This window comes from Geodermatophilus sp. SYSU D01105 (assembly GCF_054050095.1).
This window is the reverse complement of sequence record NZ_JBJGYR010000006.1, coordinates 170,172-185,378: the sequence shown is the minus strand read 5'-3', so window position 1 is coordinate 185,378 and position 15,207 is coordinate 170,172. Positions and strand designations below refer to the sequence as shown.

Annotated in this window: 16 protein-coding genes; 9 read left to right on the top strand and 7 right to left on the bottom strand. The window is 76.4% G+C overall.

Annotation, left to right across the window (positions count from 1 at the left end; all coding sequences use genetic code 11):
* Positions 1–73: 73 nt before the first annotated feature.
* Together ACI79I_RS07765 and ACI79I_RS07760 are read right to left on the bottom strand one after the other, a co-directional pair.
* Entirely contained in the window at positions 74–628 is a 555-nt protein-coding gene (locus tag ACI79I_RS07765; RefSeq protein ID WP_456991734.1) for an Rv3235 family protein, read from the bottom strand.
* 43 nt (positions 629–671) lie between these two features.
* Positions 672–1,523 carry a hypothetical protein gene (locus tag ACI79I_RS07760; RefSeq protein ID WP_456991733.1) on the bottom strand — a complete coding sequence of 284 codons (852 nt, stop codon included), beginning with the start codon at positions 1,521–1,523 and terminating at the stop codon, positions 672–674.
* Positions 1,524–1,623: 100 nt separating this feature from the next.
* Between ACI79I_RS07760 and ACI79I_RS07755 the strand changes: the two genes are divergently transcribed.
* Positions 1,624–2,193: a hypothetical protein gene (locus tag ACI79I_RS07755; RefSeq protein WP_456991731.1), complete on the top strand. Its 570-nt coding sequence runs from the start codon at positions 1,624–1,626 to the stop codon at positions 2,191–2,193.
* Between the two features lie 6 nt (positions 2,194–2,199).
* Here the strand turns inward: ACI79I_RS07755 and ACI79I_RS07750 are convergent, their stop codons facing one another.
* Positions 2,200–2,487 (bottom strand): helix-turn-helix domain-containing protein, encoded by a 288-nt coding sequence (locus ACI79I_RS07750; protein WP_456991730.1) that lies wholly within the window; start codon positions 2,485–2,487, stop codon positions 2,200–2,202.
* A 240-nt stretch (positions 2,488–2,727) separates the two neighbouring features.
* Between ACI79I_RS07750 and ACI79I_RS07745 the strand changes: the two genes are divergently transcribed.
* The 4 genes from ACI79I_RS07745 (at position 2,728) to ACI79I_RS07730 (ending at position 6,985) form a co-directional block, all read left to right on the top strand.
* Positions 2,728–3,600, top strand: coding sequence for an SAF domain-containing protein (locus ACI79I_RS07745; protein ID WP_456991729.1), 873 nt, complete (start codon positions 2,728–2,730; stop codon positions 3,598–3,600).
* Positions 3,600–4,892 (top strand): AAA family ATPase, encoded by a 1,293-nt coding sequence (locus ACI79I_RS07740; protein WP_456991727.1) that lies wholly within the window; start codon positions 3,600–3,602, stop codon positions 4,890–4,892. The genes ACI79I_RS07745 and ACI79I_RS07740 overlap by 1 nt, the downstream gene beginning before the upstream one ends.
* A gap of 128 nt (positions 4,893–5,020) precedes the next feature.
* Positions 5,021–6,400 (top strand): WS/DGAT/MGAT family O-acyltransferase, encoded by a 1,380-nt coding sequence (locus ACI79I_RS07735; RefSeq protein WP_456991726.1) that lies wholly within the window; start codon positions 5,021–5,023, stop codon positions 6,398–6,400.
* 72 nt (positions 6,401–6,472) lie between these two features.
* Positions 6,473–6,985, top strand: a complete 513-nt coding sequence (locus ACI79I_RS07730) for a DUF6912 family protein (RefSeq protein WP_456991725.1) — start codon at positions 6,473–6,475, stop codon at positions 6,983–6,985.
* A 20-nt stretch (positions 6,986–7,005) separates the two neighbouring features.
* Here the strand turns inward: ACI79I_RS07730 and ACI79I_RS07725 are convergent, their stop codons facing one another.
* Positions 7,006–11,244: an FtsK/SpoIIIE domain-containing protein gene (locus tag ACI79I_RS07725; RefSeq protein WP_456991724.1), complete on the bottom strand. Its 4,239-nt coding sequence runs from the start codon at positions 11,242–11,244 to the stop codon at positions 7,006–7,008.
* Positions 11,245–11,394: 150 nt separating this feature from the next.
* On the opposite strand from ACI79I_RS07725, the gene ACI79I_RS07720 reads away from it, so the two are divergent.
* On the top strand, positions 11,395–11,688 hold the full coding sequence (locus ACI79I_RS07720) for a WXG100 family type VII secretion target (protein ID WP_456991723.1): 294 nt from the start codon (positions 11,395–11,397) through the stop codon (positions 11,686–11,688).
* A gap of 21 nt (positions 11,689–11,709) precedes the next feature.
* Here the strand turns inward: ACI79I_RS07720 and ACI79I_RS07715 are convergent, their stop codons facing one another.
* Together ACI79I_RS07715 and ACI79I_RS07710 are read right to left on the bottom strand one after the other, a co-directional pair.
* On the bottom strand, positions 11,710–12,645 hold the full coding sequence (locus ACI79I_RS07715) for an MFS transporter permease (protein WP_456991722.1): 936 nt from the start codon (positions 12,643–12,645) through the stop codon (positions 11,710–11,712).
* Positions 12,642–13,130 carry a hypothetical protein gene (locus ACI79I_RS07710; protein ID WP_456991721.1) on the bottom strand — a complete coding sequence of 163 codons (489 nt, stop codon included), beginning with the start codon at positions 13,128–13,130 and terminating at the stop codon, positions 12,642–12,644. The genes ACI79I_RS07715 and ACI79I_RS07710 overlap by 4 nt, the downstream gene beginning before the upstream one ends.
* Positions 13,131–13,264: 134 nt before the next feature.
* Here ACI79I_RS07710 and ACI79I_RS07705 point away from each other — a divergent pair, with 134 nt between their 5' ends.
* On the top strand, positions 13,265–13,774 hold the full coding sequence (locus ACI79I_RS07705; RefSeq protein WP_456991720.1) for a MaoC family dehydratase: 510 nt from the start codon (positions 13,265–13,267) through the stop codon (positions 13,772–13,774).
* An 11-nt stretch (positions 13,775–13,785) separates the two neighbouring features.
* Here the strand turns inward: ACI79I_RS07705 and ACI79I_RS07700 are convergent, their stop codons facing one another.
* Positions 13,786–14,211: an NUDIX domain-containing protein gene (locus ACI79I_RS07700; RefSeq protein ID WP_456991719.1), complete on the bottom strand. Its 426-nt coding sequence runs from the start codon at positions 14,209–14,211 to the stop codon at positions 13,786–13,788.
* A gap of 73 nt (positions 14,212–14,284) precedes the next feature.
* On the opposite strand from ACI79I_RS07700, the gene ACI79I_RS07695 reads away from it, so the two are divergent.
* Positions 14,285–14,908 carry a DUF6758 family protein gene (locus tag ACI79I_RS07695; protein ID WP_456946935.1) on the top strand — a complete coding sequence of 208 codons (624 nt, stop codon included), beginning with the start codon at positions 14,285–14,287 and terminating at the stop codon, positions 14,906–14,908.
* A 133-nt stretch (positions 14,909–15,041) separates the two neighbouring features.
* Positions 15,042–15,200 (top strand): hypothetical protein, encoded by a 159-nt coding sequence (locus ACI79I_RS07690; protein WP_456946936.1) that lies wholly within the window; start codon positions 15,042–15,044, stop codon positions 15,198–15,200.
* The last annotated feature ends 7 nt before the right edge of the window (positions 15,201–15,207 follow it).

Sequence of the window (15,207 nt, the reverse complement as noted above, 5' to 3'; positions counted from 1 at the left end):
GGGGCCTCGTCGTCCGGGCGGACCCGCCCTCCTCACCGCGGACACGCGAGCCGTGGGGAAGGCGGGTCCCGTCTCAGCCGATCTGCAGGGCGGTGCACCGCCAGCGCCCGTCGATGCCCTCCAGCCGGGCGGCGACCGCGTGCGCCCGGCCGGAGCGGCGCGCCACGGCGCTGATCTCCGCGACCCCGTCCACCGGCTCGCAGACGTGCACCTGCCCGAGCAGCAGGGGCGCGGTGCCGCCGGAGCACCAGCGGGGACGGCGGCCGCTGCTCAGCGCGGCGAAGACACCGACCGAGGTCAGCGGCTGCACCTGGGTGAGCGGTCGCCGTCCGGCCAGCGCCTCCAGGGTCAGGGTGAGCAGTCGTCGCCCGGCGAGGCGTGGGTCGGGGAGGTCGGCGCGCCCGGACCAGGTCGGCCCGAACCCCGCCGGGTAGCCGTCGGGCGTGGCCTCGGGGCGCGGTCGGGGACCGGGCCGGTGCGCCGGGCGAGGCACGGGCACGCCGGGGAGGACCAGCCGGGCCGCCGGCCCCTCCTCCAGCGGCGGCTGCGGCGTCGGCACGACGACCAGTCGCAGGGTCGCGGCGCTGAGGGTCTGCCGCTGGGCGTCGGCGGGGGAGGGGGCGGTCATCACGGTGCTCCGGGGTTCGCGGGTGGGACGTGGGTCGGGTCGGTCATCGCGCGGGTGGGTGCAGGACCTGGCCGGGCAGCAGCAGGTCGGGGTCGGGGCCGATCACGGCGGCGTTGGCCTGCCACCAGGCGTGCACCGCGGGGACGACCTCGGCGGCGGTCGGCTCCCGCCCGGAGTCGCTCCGCAGGCGGCCTGCGGCGATGTCCCACAGGCACTCGCCGCGGAGGACGACGTGGTCACCCGGCGCCGGCAGGGGCCAGTCGGGGGCAGGGTCGGGTGCGGCCGGTGCCGACGGGCTGGGTACGGAGGGGTCCGGCGCGGAGGAGGGTGACGCGGACGGGGCCGGCGCGGACGGGGCCGGCGTGGACGGGGCCGGCGTGGACGGAGCCGGCGTGGGGGCGGCGTCCGGCCAGTCGGCCACCGGTCCCGCGGACGTCGTCACCCGTGCTCGGTCGTCGGCCGGGCGCTCCGGCACCGCGTCCTCCGTGGCAGCGGCCAGGGTGACCACCGTGGCACCCGGCTGGGCCGGTCCGGCGGTGCAGCCGGCGAGCAGCGGACCACCGGTCACCAACCCCACGCCCAGTGCGAGGGCGGCGGCCCGGCGCGCGCCGGCCGGCAGCAGTCCCCGCGCCAGGACCCGGGCCGCCGCGCCGGCCATCCCGGGCAGGGCGGAGAGCGCCGTCAGCAGCAGGCCCAGCACGCCCCACGCCCAGATGACCCACGCCAGCGCCGCGACCCCGCACAGCAGCAGGGACTCCGGGCCACGCGCGTCCACGACCTGCTGCACGTCCAGGTCGGTCCCGATCAGCGAGGAGAGGTCGGGGGTCAGCGCGCGCAGGACCGCGGCTGCCGCCGCCATCACCGCGGCCGTCCCCATCAGGCGCCGGATCGACATGTCTCCTCCTCGACTCGCTCGGCGAGGCCTGACGAAATCATGCAAATGCATCCAAACGCAAGCTCTTGCGCCGGACTAGGCTGTCTGGAGGAGGTGCCGGATGCGCTGGCAGCAGCTGTTCGCCGATCTGCAGGCGGAGTTCGACGAGGCCGAGGCGGCCGCCGAACGCGCCGAGGACGGCTCGCGCCGGCGCGCGGAGACGGGGGCGATCCGGCTGGCCGACCGGCTCGCCGGTGCACGCGGGCTGCAGGTGGTCCTCCGGTGCCGGGGCGCAGGAGACGTGAGCGGCGCGCTCGCCGACGTCGGCAGCGACTGGCTGCTGCTGGTGGACGACCGGCGTCGTGACGTCCTCGTCGCGCTCTCGGTGGTGCGTACGGTGACCGGTCTGGTGCGGGCGACAGCGCCGGTGGCCCCCGGGGGAGCGGTGCGCGCGCGGTTCGACCTGCGCCGGGCGCTGCGCGGACTGGCTCGCGACCGCAGCGTCGTCCAGGTGGTCCTCGACGACGGGTCCACCCACGTCGGGACGGTGGACGCCGTGGGTGCCGACTTCGTGGAGCTGGCCGAGCACGCAGCCGACGAGCCACGCCGTGCCGCGGCGGTGCGCGGGGTGCGGGCCGTCGCGCTGCCGGCGGTCGCGGTGGTGCGGACCCTCTCCCCGGGTCTGGACTGAGCCGGCTCAGCGCCGGCGGCGACCTCCGGTGGTCGGTGCGCTGCCCTCGGCGTCCTGGGGCACGTCGGCGTCCTCCTCGGGCGCGGGTGCTGCCGGGACGGTGCCCGCCCGGGCCTCGGCGTACTTCTGCTGGATGAAGCGCTCGAGCTCGTCGACCTCGACCCGCCACTGACCGCGACCGCCGATCTGGATGGCGATGAGCTCCTTGCGCCGGACCAGCGCATAGGCCTGCGACCACGAGACGTTGAGGATCTCGGCGACGTCGTCGAGGGTCAGGAAGCGCGGTGTGGGCATCGAGGTCTCCGTCCGGTCGCGCACAGTCTGGCAGCCCCGTCCGGGTGGCATGCGCGCCGTCCACACCCGAACGTGTGGACGGCGACTGCACGGATCAGCGTCCATATCGCATCATCTGCGTCCGACCGTGGTCCACCGGGCTCGTCCACGGGTCGTCGCAGATCGGAGGAACTGCTGGCCGTGACCGCTGCGCGCACCACCCCTCCCGCGCCGTCGGCAGTCGATCCCGTCCCGGGGCCGGTGCCGCGACGGGTCCGCCCCCCGCGGTGGCTGGACCTGCGGTTGGTGCTGGGCGTGCTGCTCGTGCTCGGGTCGGTCCTGCTGGGCGCCCGCGTCGTGTCCGCCGCGGACGCCACGGTGCCGGTCTGGTCGGCCGCGGGTGACCTCGCGGCGGGCACGGTGCTCGCCGAGGCCGACCTCGTCCCGGTCGACGTCCGGCTCGACGAGGCGGCCGGCGCCTACCTGGCCACGACCACCCGCCCGGAGGGGCGGACCCTCGCCCGAGCCGTCCGCAGCGGCGAGCTGCTGCCGCGCTCGGCGCTGGAGGAGCCGGCCGAGTTGGTGCAGCTCGCGCTGCCCGTGCAGGCGGGCTACGTGCCGCCGGGCCTGGTGCGCGGTCAGGTGGTCGACGTCTACGCGGTGAGCGACCCGGTCGCCGGGGCACGGGGCGACGGCGCCGGTGTGTCCCAGGTCGTCGCAGCGGCTCCGGTGCAGGCGGTGTCCGGCCGCAGCGAGGGCGTGCTGTCGACGGCGACCACCACGGTGCAGGTCGTGGTGTCGGTCCCCCCGAAGGAGGCGCCGGAGGTGCTCGAGGTGATCGGTGGGCGCCCGCTGGTGGTCGTCGTCCACGAGTCGCCGGAGGCCGGGGGCGCGGCGGCCGCAGCGGCGGACCAGCCGGGCGCGGCGTCGACCGGCCAGGGGTCCGCGCCGACCGGCGCCCGGGACGCGGCCGCCCCCACCCCGGCCCCGGGGTCCCGGGCGTCCTCGGCCTCGCCGTCGCGGTCGTCGTCGGCCTCGCCGTCGCGGAGCGGTGCGGCGACCAGCAGCACCCCGCAGCGCAGCGAGGCCGCGCCCGCGTCCCGTTCCGGCAGCGCCTCGAAGCCGACGCGCTGATGGCCCTGCAGGTCTTCACCGCCGTCACCGGTGCCGGCTGGGAGTCGTCGCTGGTCGGCGCCCTGGACCGCACCGACCACGGCGTCACCGTCGTCCGTCGCTGCGTCGACGTCTCCGAGTTGCTGGCCGCAGCGGCCACCGGCACGGGCCAGGCCGCCCTGCTCTCGGCGGACCTGCGGCGACTGGACGCCGACACGGTGGCCCGGCTGGCCGCGGCCGGTGTCGCCGTGGTGGGACTGGTCGAGCCCGGCGACGACCGGGCGGTCGACCGGCTGCGGGCGCTCGGCGTCGCCCACGTGCTCCCTGCCGACACCGAGCCGGACGGCATCGCCCGGGCCCTCCGCGAGGCGGTGGCGGGAGGCCTCCCGGCCGGCCGGGACATCGCCGACCCCCGTGCCGCACTGCCCGCGACGGTTGCACCCGACGCACCTGCAGGCCGGACCGGGGGCCGAGGGCGCGTGGTCGCCGTGTGGGGTCCCACCGGCGCGCCGGGCCGGACCACCGTCGCCGTGGGCCTCGCCGACGAGGCGTCGCGGCTGGACGTGCAGACGCTGCTGGTCGACGCCGACGTGTACGGCGGCGTGGTGGCCCAGGTGCTGGGACTGCTCGACGAGTCACCCGGCCTCGCCGGCGCGGCGCGCCACGCGGTCGCGGGCACCCTCGACGAGGCCGCTCTCGCACGCCTGGCCTGGGCGGTGCGCCCGCGGCTCAGCGTCCTCACGGGTCTGGCCCGCGCCGACCGCTGGCCGGAACTACGCCCCCACGGCGTCGCGATGGTGCTCGAGGAGGCCCGCCGGACGGCCGACCTCACCGTCGTGGACTGCGCGTTCAGCCTGGAGGAGGACGAGGAGCTCTCCTTCGACACCGCGGCGCCCCGCCGCAACGGCGTGACACTGACCGTGCTCGAGGCAGCGGACACCGTCCTGTGCGTCAGCGGGGCCGACCCCGTCGCCCTGCAGCGCAGCATCCGGGCGCTCAGCGAGCTGCGCGACGTCCTGCCCGACGTCGCCCCCGTGGTCGTGGTCAACCAGGTCCGGCGGGGACCGGTGCCGGGGGACCCGCGCCGGGAGATCGCGGACTCCCTCGAGCGCTTCGCCGGGCACGAGGTGGCGTACTTCCTGCCGGCCGACCGGAAGGCCACCGACGCGGCGCTGGCAACCGGTCGGACGCTGGCCGAGGTCGCTCCCGGGTCGCCCCTGCGGGGAGAGCTGCGTGCCCTCGCCGCGGCGGTCACCGGTGTGCGGCAGCCGCTGGACGCGCGGCGGTCCCGGCTCCGCCGGCGAGCGGGCTGACGTGTCCGGGGGCCAGCCGTGAGGGGTGGTCCGGGAGGTGTCGCGCAGGGACGGTGGACCTGCTCCGCCGGTGGCCGACGCGCAGCAGCGCGTCGTAGCGTGAGCTCCCGACCAGGAGGAGACCGATCGTGGAGCGCCTGACCACCCTGGACGCGTCGTTCCTCTACCTGGAGAGGCCCGACAGCCCCATGCACGTCGCCGGGGTGCTCGTGCTGGAGCCGCCGGACGGCGGGGTGGAGGCCATCGCCTCCCTCGTCGAGGCGCGCCTCCCACTGGTGCCGCGATACCGGCAGCGAGTCCTGGAGGTCCCCGGACACCTGGCCAACCCCGTCTGGGCCGACGACCCCGACTTCGACGTCGAGTACCACGTGCGCCGCTCGGCCGTGCCGCGCCCCGGTACCGAGGCGCAGCTGCTCGACCTGGTGTCCCGCGTGACCGCGCGGCCGCTGGACCGTGCCCGCCCGCTGTGGGAGGTCTACCTCGTGGAGGGGCTGGCCGACGGCCGGATCGCGGTCATCACCAAGACCCACCCGGCGCTGGTCGACGGGCTCGGCGCGGTCGACATCGGCCAGGTGCTGCTGGACGACTCCCCGGACGCTCAACTGCCCGAGCCCGAGCCGTGGCGGCCGCGGCGGTTGCCGAGCGTCGCGCACCTGGTCCGCGATGCCGTCGCGGAGTACGTGCAGCGGCCGACGGCGGTGGTCGACACCGCCCGGCAGGCGGTCGGCGACGTGCGGGCCACCGGCATGCGCCTGACCGGTGCGGCCCGCGGCGTGGTGCGGACGGCGCGATCGGCCATCTTCCCGGCGCCGCACAGCCCGCTGAACGCCGGCGGCGGCCGTCAGCGCCGGGTCGCGGTGGCGCGGGCGGCGCTCGACGACGTGAAGCAGGTCCGCAAAGCCCATGGCGGCACCGTCAACGACGTGCTGCTGGCGGTCGTCGCCGGAGCGCTGCGGGACTGGTTGCTCTCGCGCGGCCAGGCGGTCGTGGGCTCCACCTCGGTGCGCGCGCTGGTCCCCGTCTCGGTGCAGAGCGAGGGGGAGGAGGCACCGGGCAGCCGGGTCTCCAGCTACCTGGTCGACCTCCCCGTCGGGGAGCCCAACCCGCGGGTCCGGCTCGCGCGGATCAGCTACGCCATGCGCGGGGTCAGCCAGCACGGCCGCTCGGTGGGCGCGGGGACGCTGGTCGCCCTCACCGGCTTCGCCCCGCCGACCCTGCACGCCCTGGGCGCCCGCGCCGCCCGCGGCCTCACCCGGCGGATGTCCAACCTGGTGATCACCAACGTGCCCGGTCCGCAGGTGCCGCTCTACGCGGCCGGCGGCCGGATGCTCGAGGTCTTCCCCGTCATCCCGCTCGCCCCCGGCCAGGGGCTGTCGGTGGGCATCACCAGCTACGACGGCCACCTGTTCTTCGGCTTGAACGCCGACCGGGACAGCGTCGGCGACGTCGACGTGCTCGCCGACCTCCTCGAGCAGGAGATCGGCGTGCTGGTCGAGACCGCGGGCTGACCCTCGGGCGGAGGGCCCTCCGCCGCGGCGGGATACCGTCGCGCTGTCCACCAGCGAGGAGGAGCCATCCCGGTGCGCGTGTACCTGCCTGCGACGACGACCGTCCTCGCGACCCTCGTCGAGGACGGCCGCCTGGCCGGTCCGCACACCGCGTTCGCGGTCACGCCGCGGCTGCGCGAGTTCTACGCGGTCAGCGAAGCCGAGGCCGACATGGAGGAGCTGGAGTACGCCGCCCTCCTCGGCGCCGCCCGGGCGAGCCTGCGGCTGATCGACATCGACCCCACCGCGGCGCGGCGTCGTGTCGTGGTCGCCGTCGACGTGCCCGACGACGCGGTGTCCGAGATCGAGGACCCCGACGCCGACCGCGGGGCGGTCCGGGTGACCGGCGACATCGCCCTCCGCGACGTCGCGAGCGCGCACATCGACGGGGCCGACGCCGAGGACGACGTGCGTGCGGCGGTCAACGTCGTCCTCGAGGCCGACCTGGGCAGCGAGGACGCGCAGTTCGTCGTGGACCAGGCGGAGGGGCACGAGCTGGCCTGGTACGCGAGCCAGGAGATCGGCGCCGTCCTCGAGCTGCTCTGACGGGGCTCGGAGGACCCGGGTCACGGAGGCGCTCCGACCGGCGCGAGGCCCGGCGGCACCGTCCGGGAGGGTGGGCGGCACCGGGCCACCTGCACCCGCTGCGGCGCGCCGGCCGTGACGAGCCAGCCCGAGCCCGGTCGTTGCGGGACCGGCGTCCGGGGGAGCCGGATCCCCAGCAGGTCGCCGTCCCCCGGAGCGGGGCAGAGCAGCAGGCCACTGCGGCGGCGGCGCAGCGCCGGGATCGGGCCCCGGTACACCGCAGCGAGCTCGACCGCCGTCCCGCCGGCGAGGAGCACGACCCCGTCGACTCCGGCGTCGGGCCCGATCGCGGTCAGGACCGGGGACTCGGCGACGGTGCCGTGGTCGTCGACCACCACCGCGCCCGGCGCACCGTCCAGCGAGGCCAGCCAGGACCGCCACCCCGCGACGTCCGAGGCGACGACCGAGGTGCCCACGGCCTCCTCGTCCCGCGGGGGCGCCGCTCCGCCGCGGACGACACGGAGCACGGGGACCCCGGCAGTCGCGAGGCGTCGGCCGAACGCGTCCAGCGCGCTGCTGCGGCCACTGCCGGGTGGGCCCGCGACGAGCAGCCCACCGGCGGCGGCCAGGTCGACCTCCAGCACGGCACCCTCGTCCCCGCCGGGCCCCAGCGGCAGCAGCAGACCTCGTCCCGCCTGCGGCGGCAGCACCGGGTCGGCCGGTAGCTCTGGAACGGACAGCGCGCGGCGGGCGCCCGGGGTGCCCCGCTGCGTCGTCGCTGCAGGCAGGGGACGAGGCAGCGCGAGCTGGCACTCGACGCCGTCCTCGTTGAGCAGCGCTCGACCGGGCGGCCGGTGCGCGGGGACGGCGCGCGCGGGGATCCCGGCGACGGCGTAGTCGGCGCGGTCGGGCAGGGGCAGGACCAGCCGGGTGCCCACCGCGCTCGCCAGCCGGCCCCCCGGGACGGCGCGGTCGGCGGTGAGCAGGCAGGTCAGCCCGACCGCCGCGCCGTCGCGGACCAGCCGCAGCAGCGCGGTGGCGCCGTGTCCGGGGTCCGCCTCGTCCAGTTGTGCGCTGAGTGCCTCGGCGCCGTCGACGAGCAGCAGCAGGAGCGGCGGCGCCGCGGGTGAGGTCCGCGCGCGCCGGGCGGTCACCTCCTGGCCGAGCCGGTCGAGGAGGCGGACGGTGCGCAGCGGGTCCTCGCCGCCAACCGCCGTCCCCGTGTGCGGCAGGCCCGTGGCCGTGGCCGCCAGGGCCCCGCCGCCGTGGTCGAGGACGTGGACGTGCAGCTCGTCGGGAGGGTGCGCGGCGACTGCCTCCACGAGCACCGTCCGGAGGAACGTCGTCCGGCCGCTGCGCGGTCCGCCCATCGCCAACCAGCCACCGCCGCGGGACAGGTCCAGCTCGAGTGGTTCCTGCAGCTGGCGGTCGGGACGGTCGAGGAGGCCGATCCGCAGGCTGGACCGGCCGGTCGCCTCGTCGGTCCCCCCGGAGGAGCCTGACGGCAGGTCCTCGGCGCGGACGACGTCGGGCAGCGTGGGACACCACGGCCGCGGCGGACGTGGGATCCCTGCCTGCCGGGCGTGCCGGGCGAGCGCCGTGGCGAGCCGGGCCAACCCGGAGAGGCCGTCGGATGGCCCCTCGTCCGGTGCGGCATCCGAGGACGGCCACCGCGAGGTCCGCACCCGGGGCGCGTGGCTCCGGGTGCCCGCGGCCGGTCCGCAGACGCGCGCGGCCTGGAACAGCACCGGAGAGCCACCCCCGGCGCGCAGCAGGCCCCGCCCCGGGACGTCGGCCGGCAGGCCGGCCGCGGCAGAGCTGCCCAGCACGTCCCGGGAGTCGGACTCGTCGGTCGTCCGCAAGCAGATGCGCAGTGAGCAGTTGGCGCGGATCTCCGGGGACACGACACCGGCGGGCCGCTGGGTCGCCAGCACCAGGTGGACGCCGAGCGAGCGCCCGCGCTGCGCGATGCCGACGAGCCCGGACATGAAGGAGGGCAGTTCCTCGGTGAGCCCGGCGAACTCGTCGACGACGATGACCAGGCGCGCCAGCGCGACGGAGTCCGGCAGGCCGGCGAGGTCCACCGCGCCGTGCGCGGCCAGGAGGGCTTCGCGGCGGGTCAGCTCGGCGCTCAGCGACCGCAGGGCCCGGGCGGTCGACGCACCGTCGAGGTCGGTGAGCAGACCGACCGTGTGGGGCAGCGACGCCGCGTCGGCGAACGCCGCACCGCCCTTGTAGTCGATCAGCAGGAACGAGCAGCGGTCCGGTGGATGGGCCAGAGCCAGGCTCCCGATGAGGGTCTGCAGCAGCTCGGACTTCCCCGCACCCGTCGTCCCGGCCACGAGGGCGTGCGGGCCGGACCGGCACAGGTCCACCGCGGCGACGCCGGCGGCCGTGCGCCCCAGCGTGGCCACCAGGCGGTCCCGAACCCGGGACCACTCGCCGCCGAGGAGCCCGTCCCGCTCGACCTGCAGGCCCGCGCGTGGCAGGTCGATCAGGGACACGCGGCGTGGGAGGGCGGCGTCCGGAGCCACGGGGGCGAGGGCGGCGAGGTCGCGGGCGAGGGTGCTGGCGACCCGCTGCGGCAGGTGGTCGACGGTCACCCCGGCCTGGCCGGCGCTCCCGGCCCTGTGCAGGACCGCGCTCGTACCGGTCTCCCCGGTGAGCTCGAGGACGGCGTCGACCGCGACGGGCAGCCGCTGCCGCGACGGCCCGGCGGCCAGGACGACGACCCCGGCCGCACGTGCCTCACGGAGTGCCGCCGCGAGACGGGGACCGACGGGCCGGTCGACCACGACCACCGTCCACCGGGACCCGGTCACATCGGTGGAGGCGCGCGTCTCCGTCGTGGCGCGGGACGGCGGACGTCCCCGCGCGACCACCGCGGCCAACCACCGGAACGGTGCCTCGTCGTCTCCGGGGCCCGGCGTGCCGACGTGCACGTCCTCGTCCCCGAGGTGCGGGAGCCAGCGCATCCACGCCCAGGTGGGGAGGCGTTCCCCGGAGGTGAGCACCGCCAGGCCCACGTCACCGGGGGAGTGCAGCGTGGCCACCTGCGCGACGATGCCGGCGAGCACGCCGAGGGTGCGGGACCTCGGCCCGGTGACGCCCAGTCCTCCACTCGCCGGCAGTGCCACGACGACGGGGAGGTGGTCAGCGGTGACCGGCTGCCGGGTGCCGTCGGCGAGCACCCGGGTCACGGCGGTCTCGCCCCGTCCGGTGCCGACGCGGACGACGAGCGCATCGGCGTCGCCGCCGGGCCGTTGCCAGAGCCCTGTGGTGCGCCGGCGGGCCGCGGTGGCCAAGGAGGCGAGGTCCGGGGCGGCCGCGCAGGCCCCGAGCACGTCCGCACGCACCGCCTCGGCGACCCGCTCCTCCGCGTCCCGCAGGTCCGCGGCGTGCGCGGCCGCAGCCCGCCGCCCACTGCGCCGCCCCGTCCACCGGTCGGAGAGCCAGGTGCCGACCGCGGCGACGGGACCGAGCAGCGTGAACAGCAGGAAGTGCGGGGTGGAGAGGGCCCAGGCGAGGGCGAGCCCGGCGACCACCGGCAGGAGGACGGCCACCCAGGCGAGCGGCCGCCGTGGCGAGCCCACGGGCGGAGCGGGGAGGCGGACCTCGACCGGTCGCCGAGGCGGGTCCAGGCGGGGCTGCGGACGCAGCCGGAGCCGTCCGCCGGGAGCCGGCTGCACGGCGGCGGGAGCGCTCGCGGGGGTGACGGTCGCCAGCGTGGTGGCGCCGATGCGCAGCACCGTGCCGGCCGGCCAGGACCGCGGCGTGGCGCACAGCGCCTCGTCGCCGAGCCGGCTGCCGTTGGTGGACCCCAGGTCGGTGACCGCCAGGTCGCCGGCGCCGACCTCCACGAGGACGTGCCGCCGGGAGACGTCGGGGTCCGCCAGTTCGATCGTGGCCTCGCCGCCGCGGCCGACGACGTGCCGACCGCGTGCCAGCGGCAGGGTCGTGCCCGCATCGGGACCGCCCACCACGTGCAGCTCCAGGGCGCTGGACCGATCCGCGTCGCGTGAACGCGGGCCGGGTCGACCGAGCCCGAGCAGCGCGCCGTGCGCCAGCGCGGGAGAGGTCAGCGGGACGTCGTCTCCCAGCCGTGCCGACCCCGACCACAGCTCCGCGGCCGGCAGCCGCACGGCGGCCGCGAGGGCGGGCAGCACGGCGCCCAGGCGGTCTTCGTCGGCCGCGGTGACCTCGACGTCCACGGTGTCCTCGGCCGTGACCAGGGACCAATGACGGGAGGCCGGCGGGCCGGGCTCAGGGCGGGAGTGCACGCGTCGACCCTCGCCCTCGGCTCCGCGGACGTCCGGCGAGCGGGTGGGTCTGTGGACGGGCGCCGGGCCTGTGGACGAGCGGAGCCGGTCGAGGCGACCGCGGCCCTAACGTCCGCTGCGACCGGGAACGGCCCGGGCCGAGGAGGAACAGTGAAGGTCGACATCGCCACCCTGCAGTCGATGGCCGGGCAGTGCCGGTCCGAGGCCGCGGAGAGCGCCGCGCGCCACGCGACCTTGTCCAGCAGCGTCAACGCGTCGGTCCTCGACGGCTGGACCGACAGCCAGGCCGCCCTGCGCTTCGGCGAGCTCTACGAGCAGTGGCGGCTCAGCGCGCAGGGCGTCAGCGACGCCCTGACCGGCATGGGCGGCCTGCTCGACAGCGTGGCCGTCTCCTACCAGCAGCACGAGGCGGAGGTGGCCGCCCGGATCAGTGCGCTGCTGTGACCAGGGTCCGGGGCGCCGTCCTCAGCCGGCGGGAGCGGCGCCCGCGGGTGCCGGGGACGGCCGCCTCCCGGGCATCCGGCTGCGCAGCTGTCGAGCCGCGTCGGGCACCCGCTCCCACGGGAGGATCGAGAGGATCGCCACGCAGTGCGGCAGGAAGATGATCCTCACGCTGGCGAAGACCGCGACGTGGAAGCCGAGCAGGAAGACGACCAGCGCCACCCGCGCGCGGTTGGACCAGACCAGCAGCATCAGCGGGGCGAGGAACTCGAGGACGAGCATCGCCCACTGCGCGGCCACCAGCAGGCCGGGGATCTCGAGGGTCCAGTCCGACAGGACCGTGCCGCGGCGCACGATCGCCCGGGCCAGCGTCGAGCCGGTGGCCCAGTCCCAGCCGCCGAAGCGCATCTTCGCCCAGGCGGCCAGGAAGTAGGTGAGCATGACGGTGACGAAGACCGCGGCCATCGCGAAGCCGGCCGCCTCCGAGGAGCGGCGGTCGCGCCAGCGGGCCCGCCCGATGGTGGGCAGCACGGCGAGGGCGACGAGGTAGGCGATCCGGTCGTGGTCCACCTTCCCGTAGCTCATCGCGATGACCATCCACTCGAAGTAGAGGAGGAACACCGCGGTGCCCAGCAGGCGGGGCGCCCGCCCGGTGGCAGCCGCCAACGCCGCGACCACCAGGGCCCACTGGACGACGTGCACGACCGTGGAGGTGGGGACCGGCAGCGGGAGGAGCTGCCCGATCGTGAGCGGCTGGTAGTACTCGGTCGGGACGTCGGCGTGGGCGCGCACCCATGCCGTGGTGAGGAAGACGTCGACGGGGACGAAGAGGTAGGCGATGGTCCGGAAGACCGCGATCCGGGCCAGCGGCACGGGCCGGAACCACCAGCCGTGCCGGCGCACGCCTGCCTCGCCGGTGGCCACGGCCGGACCGCGGCCGGCCGAGGGGGTGGCGCTCACGGGGTGCCTCCCAGGTCCTGGGCGACGAGGACGCTGTCGGTGACCTCGCCGGTCTGCCGACCGCCCTCGAGCAGGTAGTGGCGCTGCACGACCCGGACCTCCACCAGCGGCTCGGCACCGGGGTGGTGGGCCGCGTAGGTGTCGGCCAGCAGGGCCAGCAGCTCCGGCTCCTCCACGAGGCGGGGCAGTTGCCCCTCGAACTCCGCCCGGCGCAGCCCGACCTCGCCACCGGAGAGGCGAACCTCCTCGCCGTCCGCGGTCATCCCGACCACGCGGGTGGAGATGACCGGCCGGTCGGGGTCGGCGCGGGTCGAGTACATCTTGAACGGCCCGAAGGGGAACGAGGCGTCGGTGCCCCACAGGGAGCCGGCCAGTGTGAGCGCCAGGACGACGACGGTGATCGCCAGCCGGGCCCGCCGGCCGGTGGGGGAGAGCGTCAGGACGCCTGCCTCCCGGGAGTCGTGGACGGGAGGAGCCGGAGGCACCGGGGCATCGTAGGATCGGCGCCCGTCCAGATGGGTCACCGACGCAGCGTGGTGGGCAACTGGCCCCCCGGTCGCGGGAGCCCCTCCCGTCGTCCGTGCCCCGCCGTCAGCGTCGACACCCGGGAGCGCGGTCCATGCAGTTCGGTCGGTACTACGAGGAGTTCGAGGTCGGGGCCGTCTACAAGCACTGGCCCGGCAAGACCGTCACCGAGTACGACGACCACCTGTTCTGCCTGATCACGATGAACCACCACCCGCTGCACCTGGACAGCCACTACGCGGCGGAGACCACCGACTTCGGCAGGAACGTCGTGGTGGGCAACTACGTCTACTCGCTGCTGCTCGGCATGAGCGTCCCCGACGTCTCGGGCAAGGCCATCGCGAACCTGGAGGTCGAGTCGCTGCGGCACGTGGCGCCGACCTTCCACGGCGACACGATCTACGGCGAGACGCGCGTCCTGGACAAGGCCGAGTCGAGGTCCAAGGACGACCGGGGCGTCGTGCACGTCGAGACGATCGGCTACAAGCAGGACGGGACCGTCGTCTGCACCTTCCGGCGCAAGGTCATGGTGCCCAAGCGCTCCTACGGGGAGGCCCGGGGTGGCGAGCAGCCCGGCCGCCCGGAGCCCGCCGCCCGCGACTGAGCGGCCAGCGGTCAGGAGGGGAGCACGCCCCAGCCGCGCAGCGTCTCGACCAGCCGCGGCGTGCAGCGCAGCCGCTCGAGGTCGGCGGCGTCGGCGAAGGTGACCGCGTCCGCGTCGTCCCCGGCCACGGGGACGGCGTCGGGGTCGACCAGGACGCAGGTGTAGTCGACGACGTCGTAGACGACGTCCGCGCCCGGGATCTGCAGCCGGCCCACCGGCGCGCCGGCCCGCACGGCCAGGCCGGTCTCCTCGAGCACCTCGCGCTCCACGGCCGCCTCCGGTGTCTCCCCGGGCTCGACCCGGCCGCCGGGCACCGACCACAGCCCCCGGCTGGGCTCGTGCCCCCGGCGGATCAGCAGCAGCCGGCCGCGGGCGTCGTGCACCACGGCCCCGACACAGGCGACCACGCGCGGTGCGGGGGCGGGGGGGCGGGACACGCTCCGCACGGTACGCAGCGCCGCCGGTGCCAGCGCTTGACGAACCCCTCCGGTCACAGGACGGTGATGCCCGATGACTGCCACGACGGTCTGTCCCCGCTGCGGCGAACGACTCGTCGTCCGCCCGGGGAACTCGGCTCAGGCCTGGTGCCACGTGCACGGCGCGGTGACGCCGCTGCACCACACGCTGCTGGTCGCGCACGACGCGATCGCCGCGGTGACGGCCGACGCCCGGGTTCCGGCGTGGGTGCCCGACCCGATGCCGCCGGGCTGGACGGTGACGGGTCTGGCGTGGGGCGGGGAGCCGGGAGCGCGGGCGATCGTCGTCGACTGCGCCGGCCCGGCTCCGCTGGGCGGCTCGGCCGAGCTGGTGCTCATCGCCGAGGAACCGGGCACCGGGGTGGGCTGCGGCTACGCGGGGCTGCCCGGGCCCGACCCCGGTGACGTGATCTCCGGACCCTCCTCGGCCGACGTCAAGGCCGCCGGCCAGCACGCCCCGCTGTGGGCCGTGCCCACCTCCGACGACCGCGCGGCCTTCGTCGGGGAGGCCTTCGGCGTTTGGTTGTGGCTGGTCATGTGGCCGATGTCGGCGGCCTGGCTGCTGGCCGAGCAGCTGGAACTGCTGGACCTGCGCGAGCGGCTCTACCCCGACCTGCCCCTGGGCCCGCCGAGCGAGCACCTGCTGCCGGGGCCGTGACGGACCGGACCGGATCGGTCCACAACCCCGGCGGCGTGTCCCCGGAGGGGGTCGTGGGGCGTGTGTTACGCATGGTGCTCGCCGCCGGGACACCCCCGTCCCCGCGCCCCACACAGCACCCGCGGAGGTGACGGTGAACCTCAAGAAGGTCCTCACCTGGCTGGTCGTCGCCTTCGTCGTCTTCTACGTCATCCAGGCCCCCGAGAGCTCCGCGGAGATCGTGCGGAGCGCCGGCACCGCCCTCGGCAACGCGGCGTCCTCCCTCGCGGACTTCGTCGGGTCGCTGGTCTAGCCGCCGG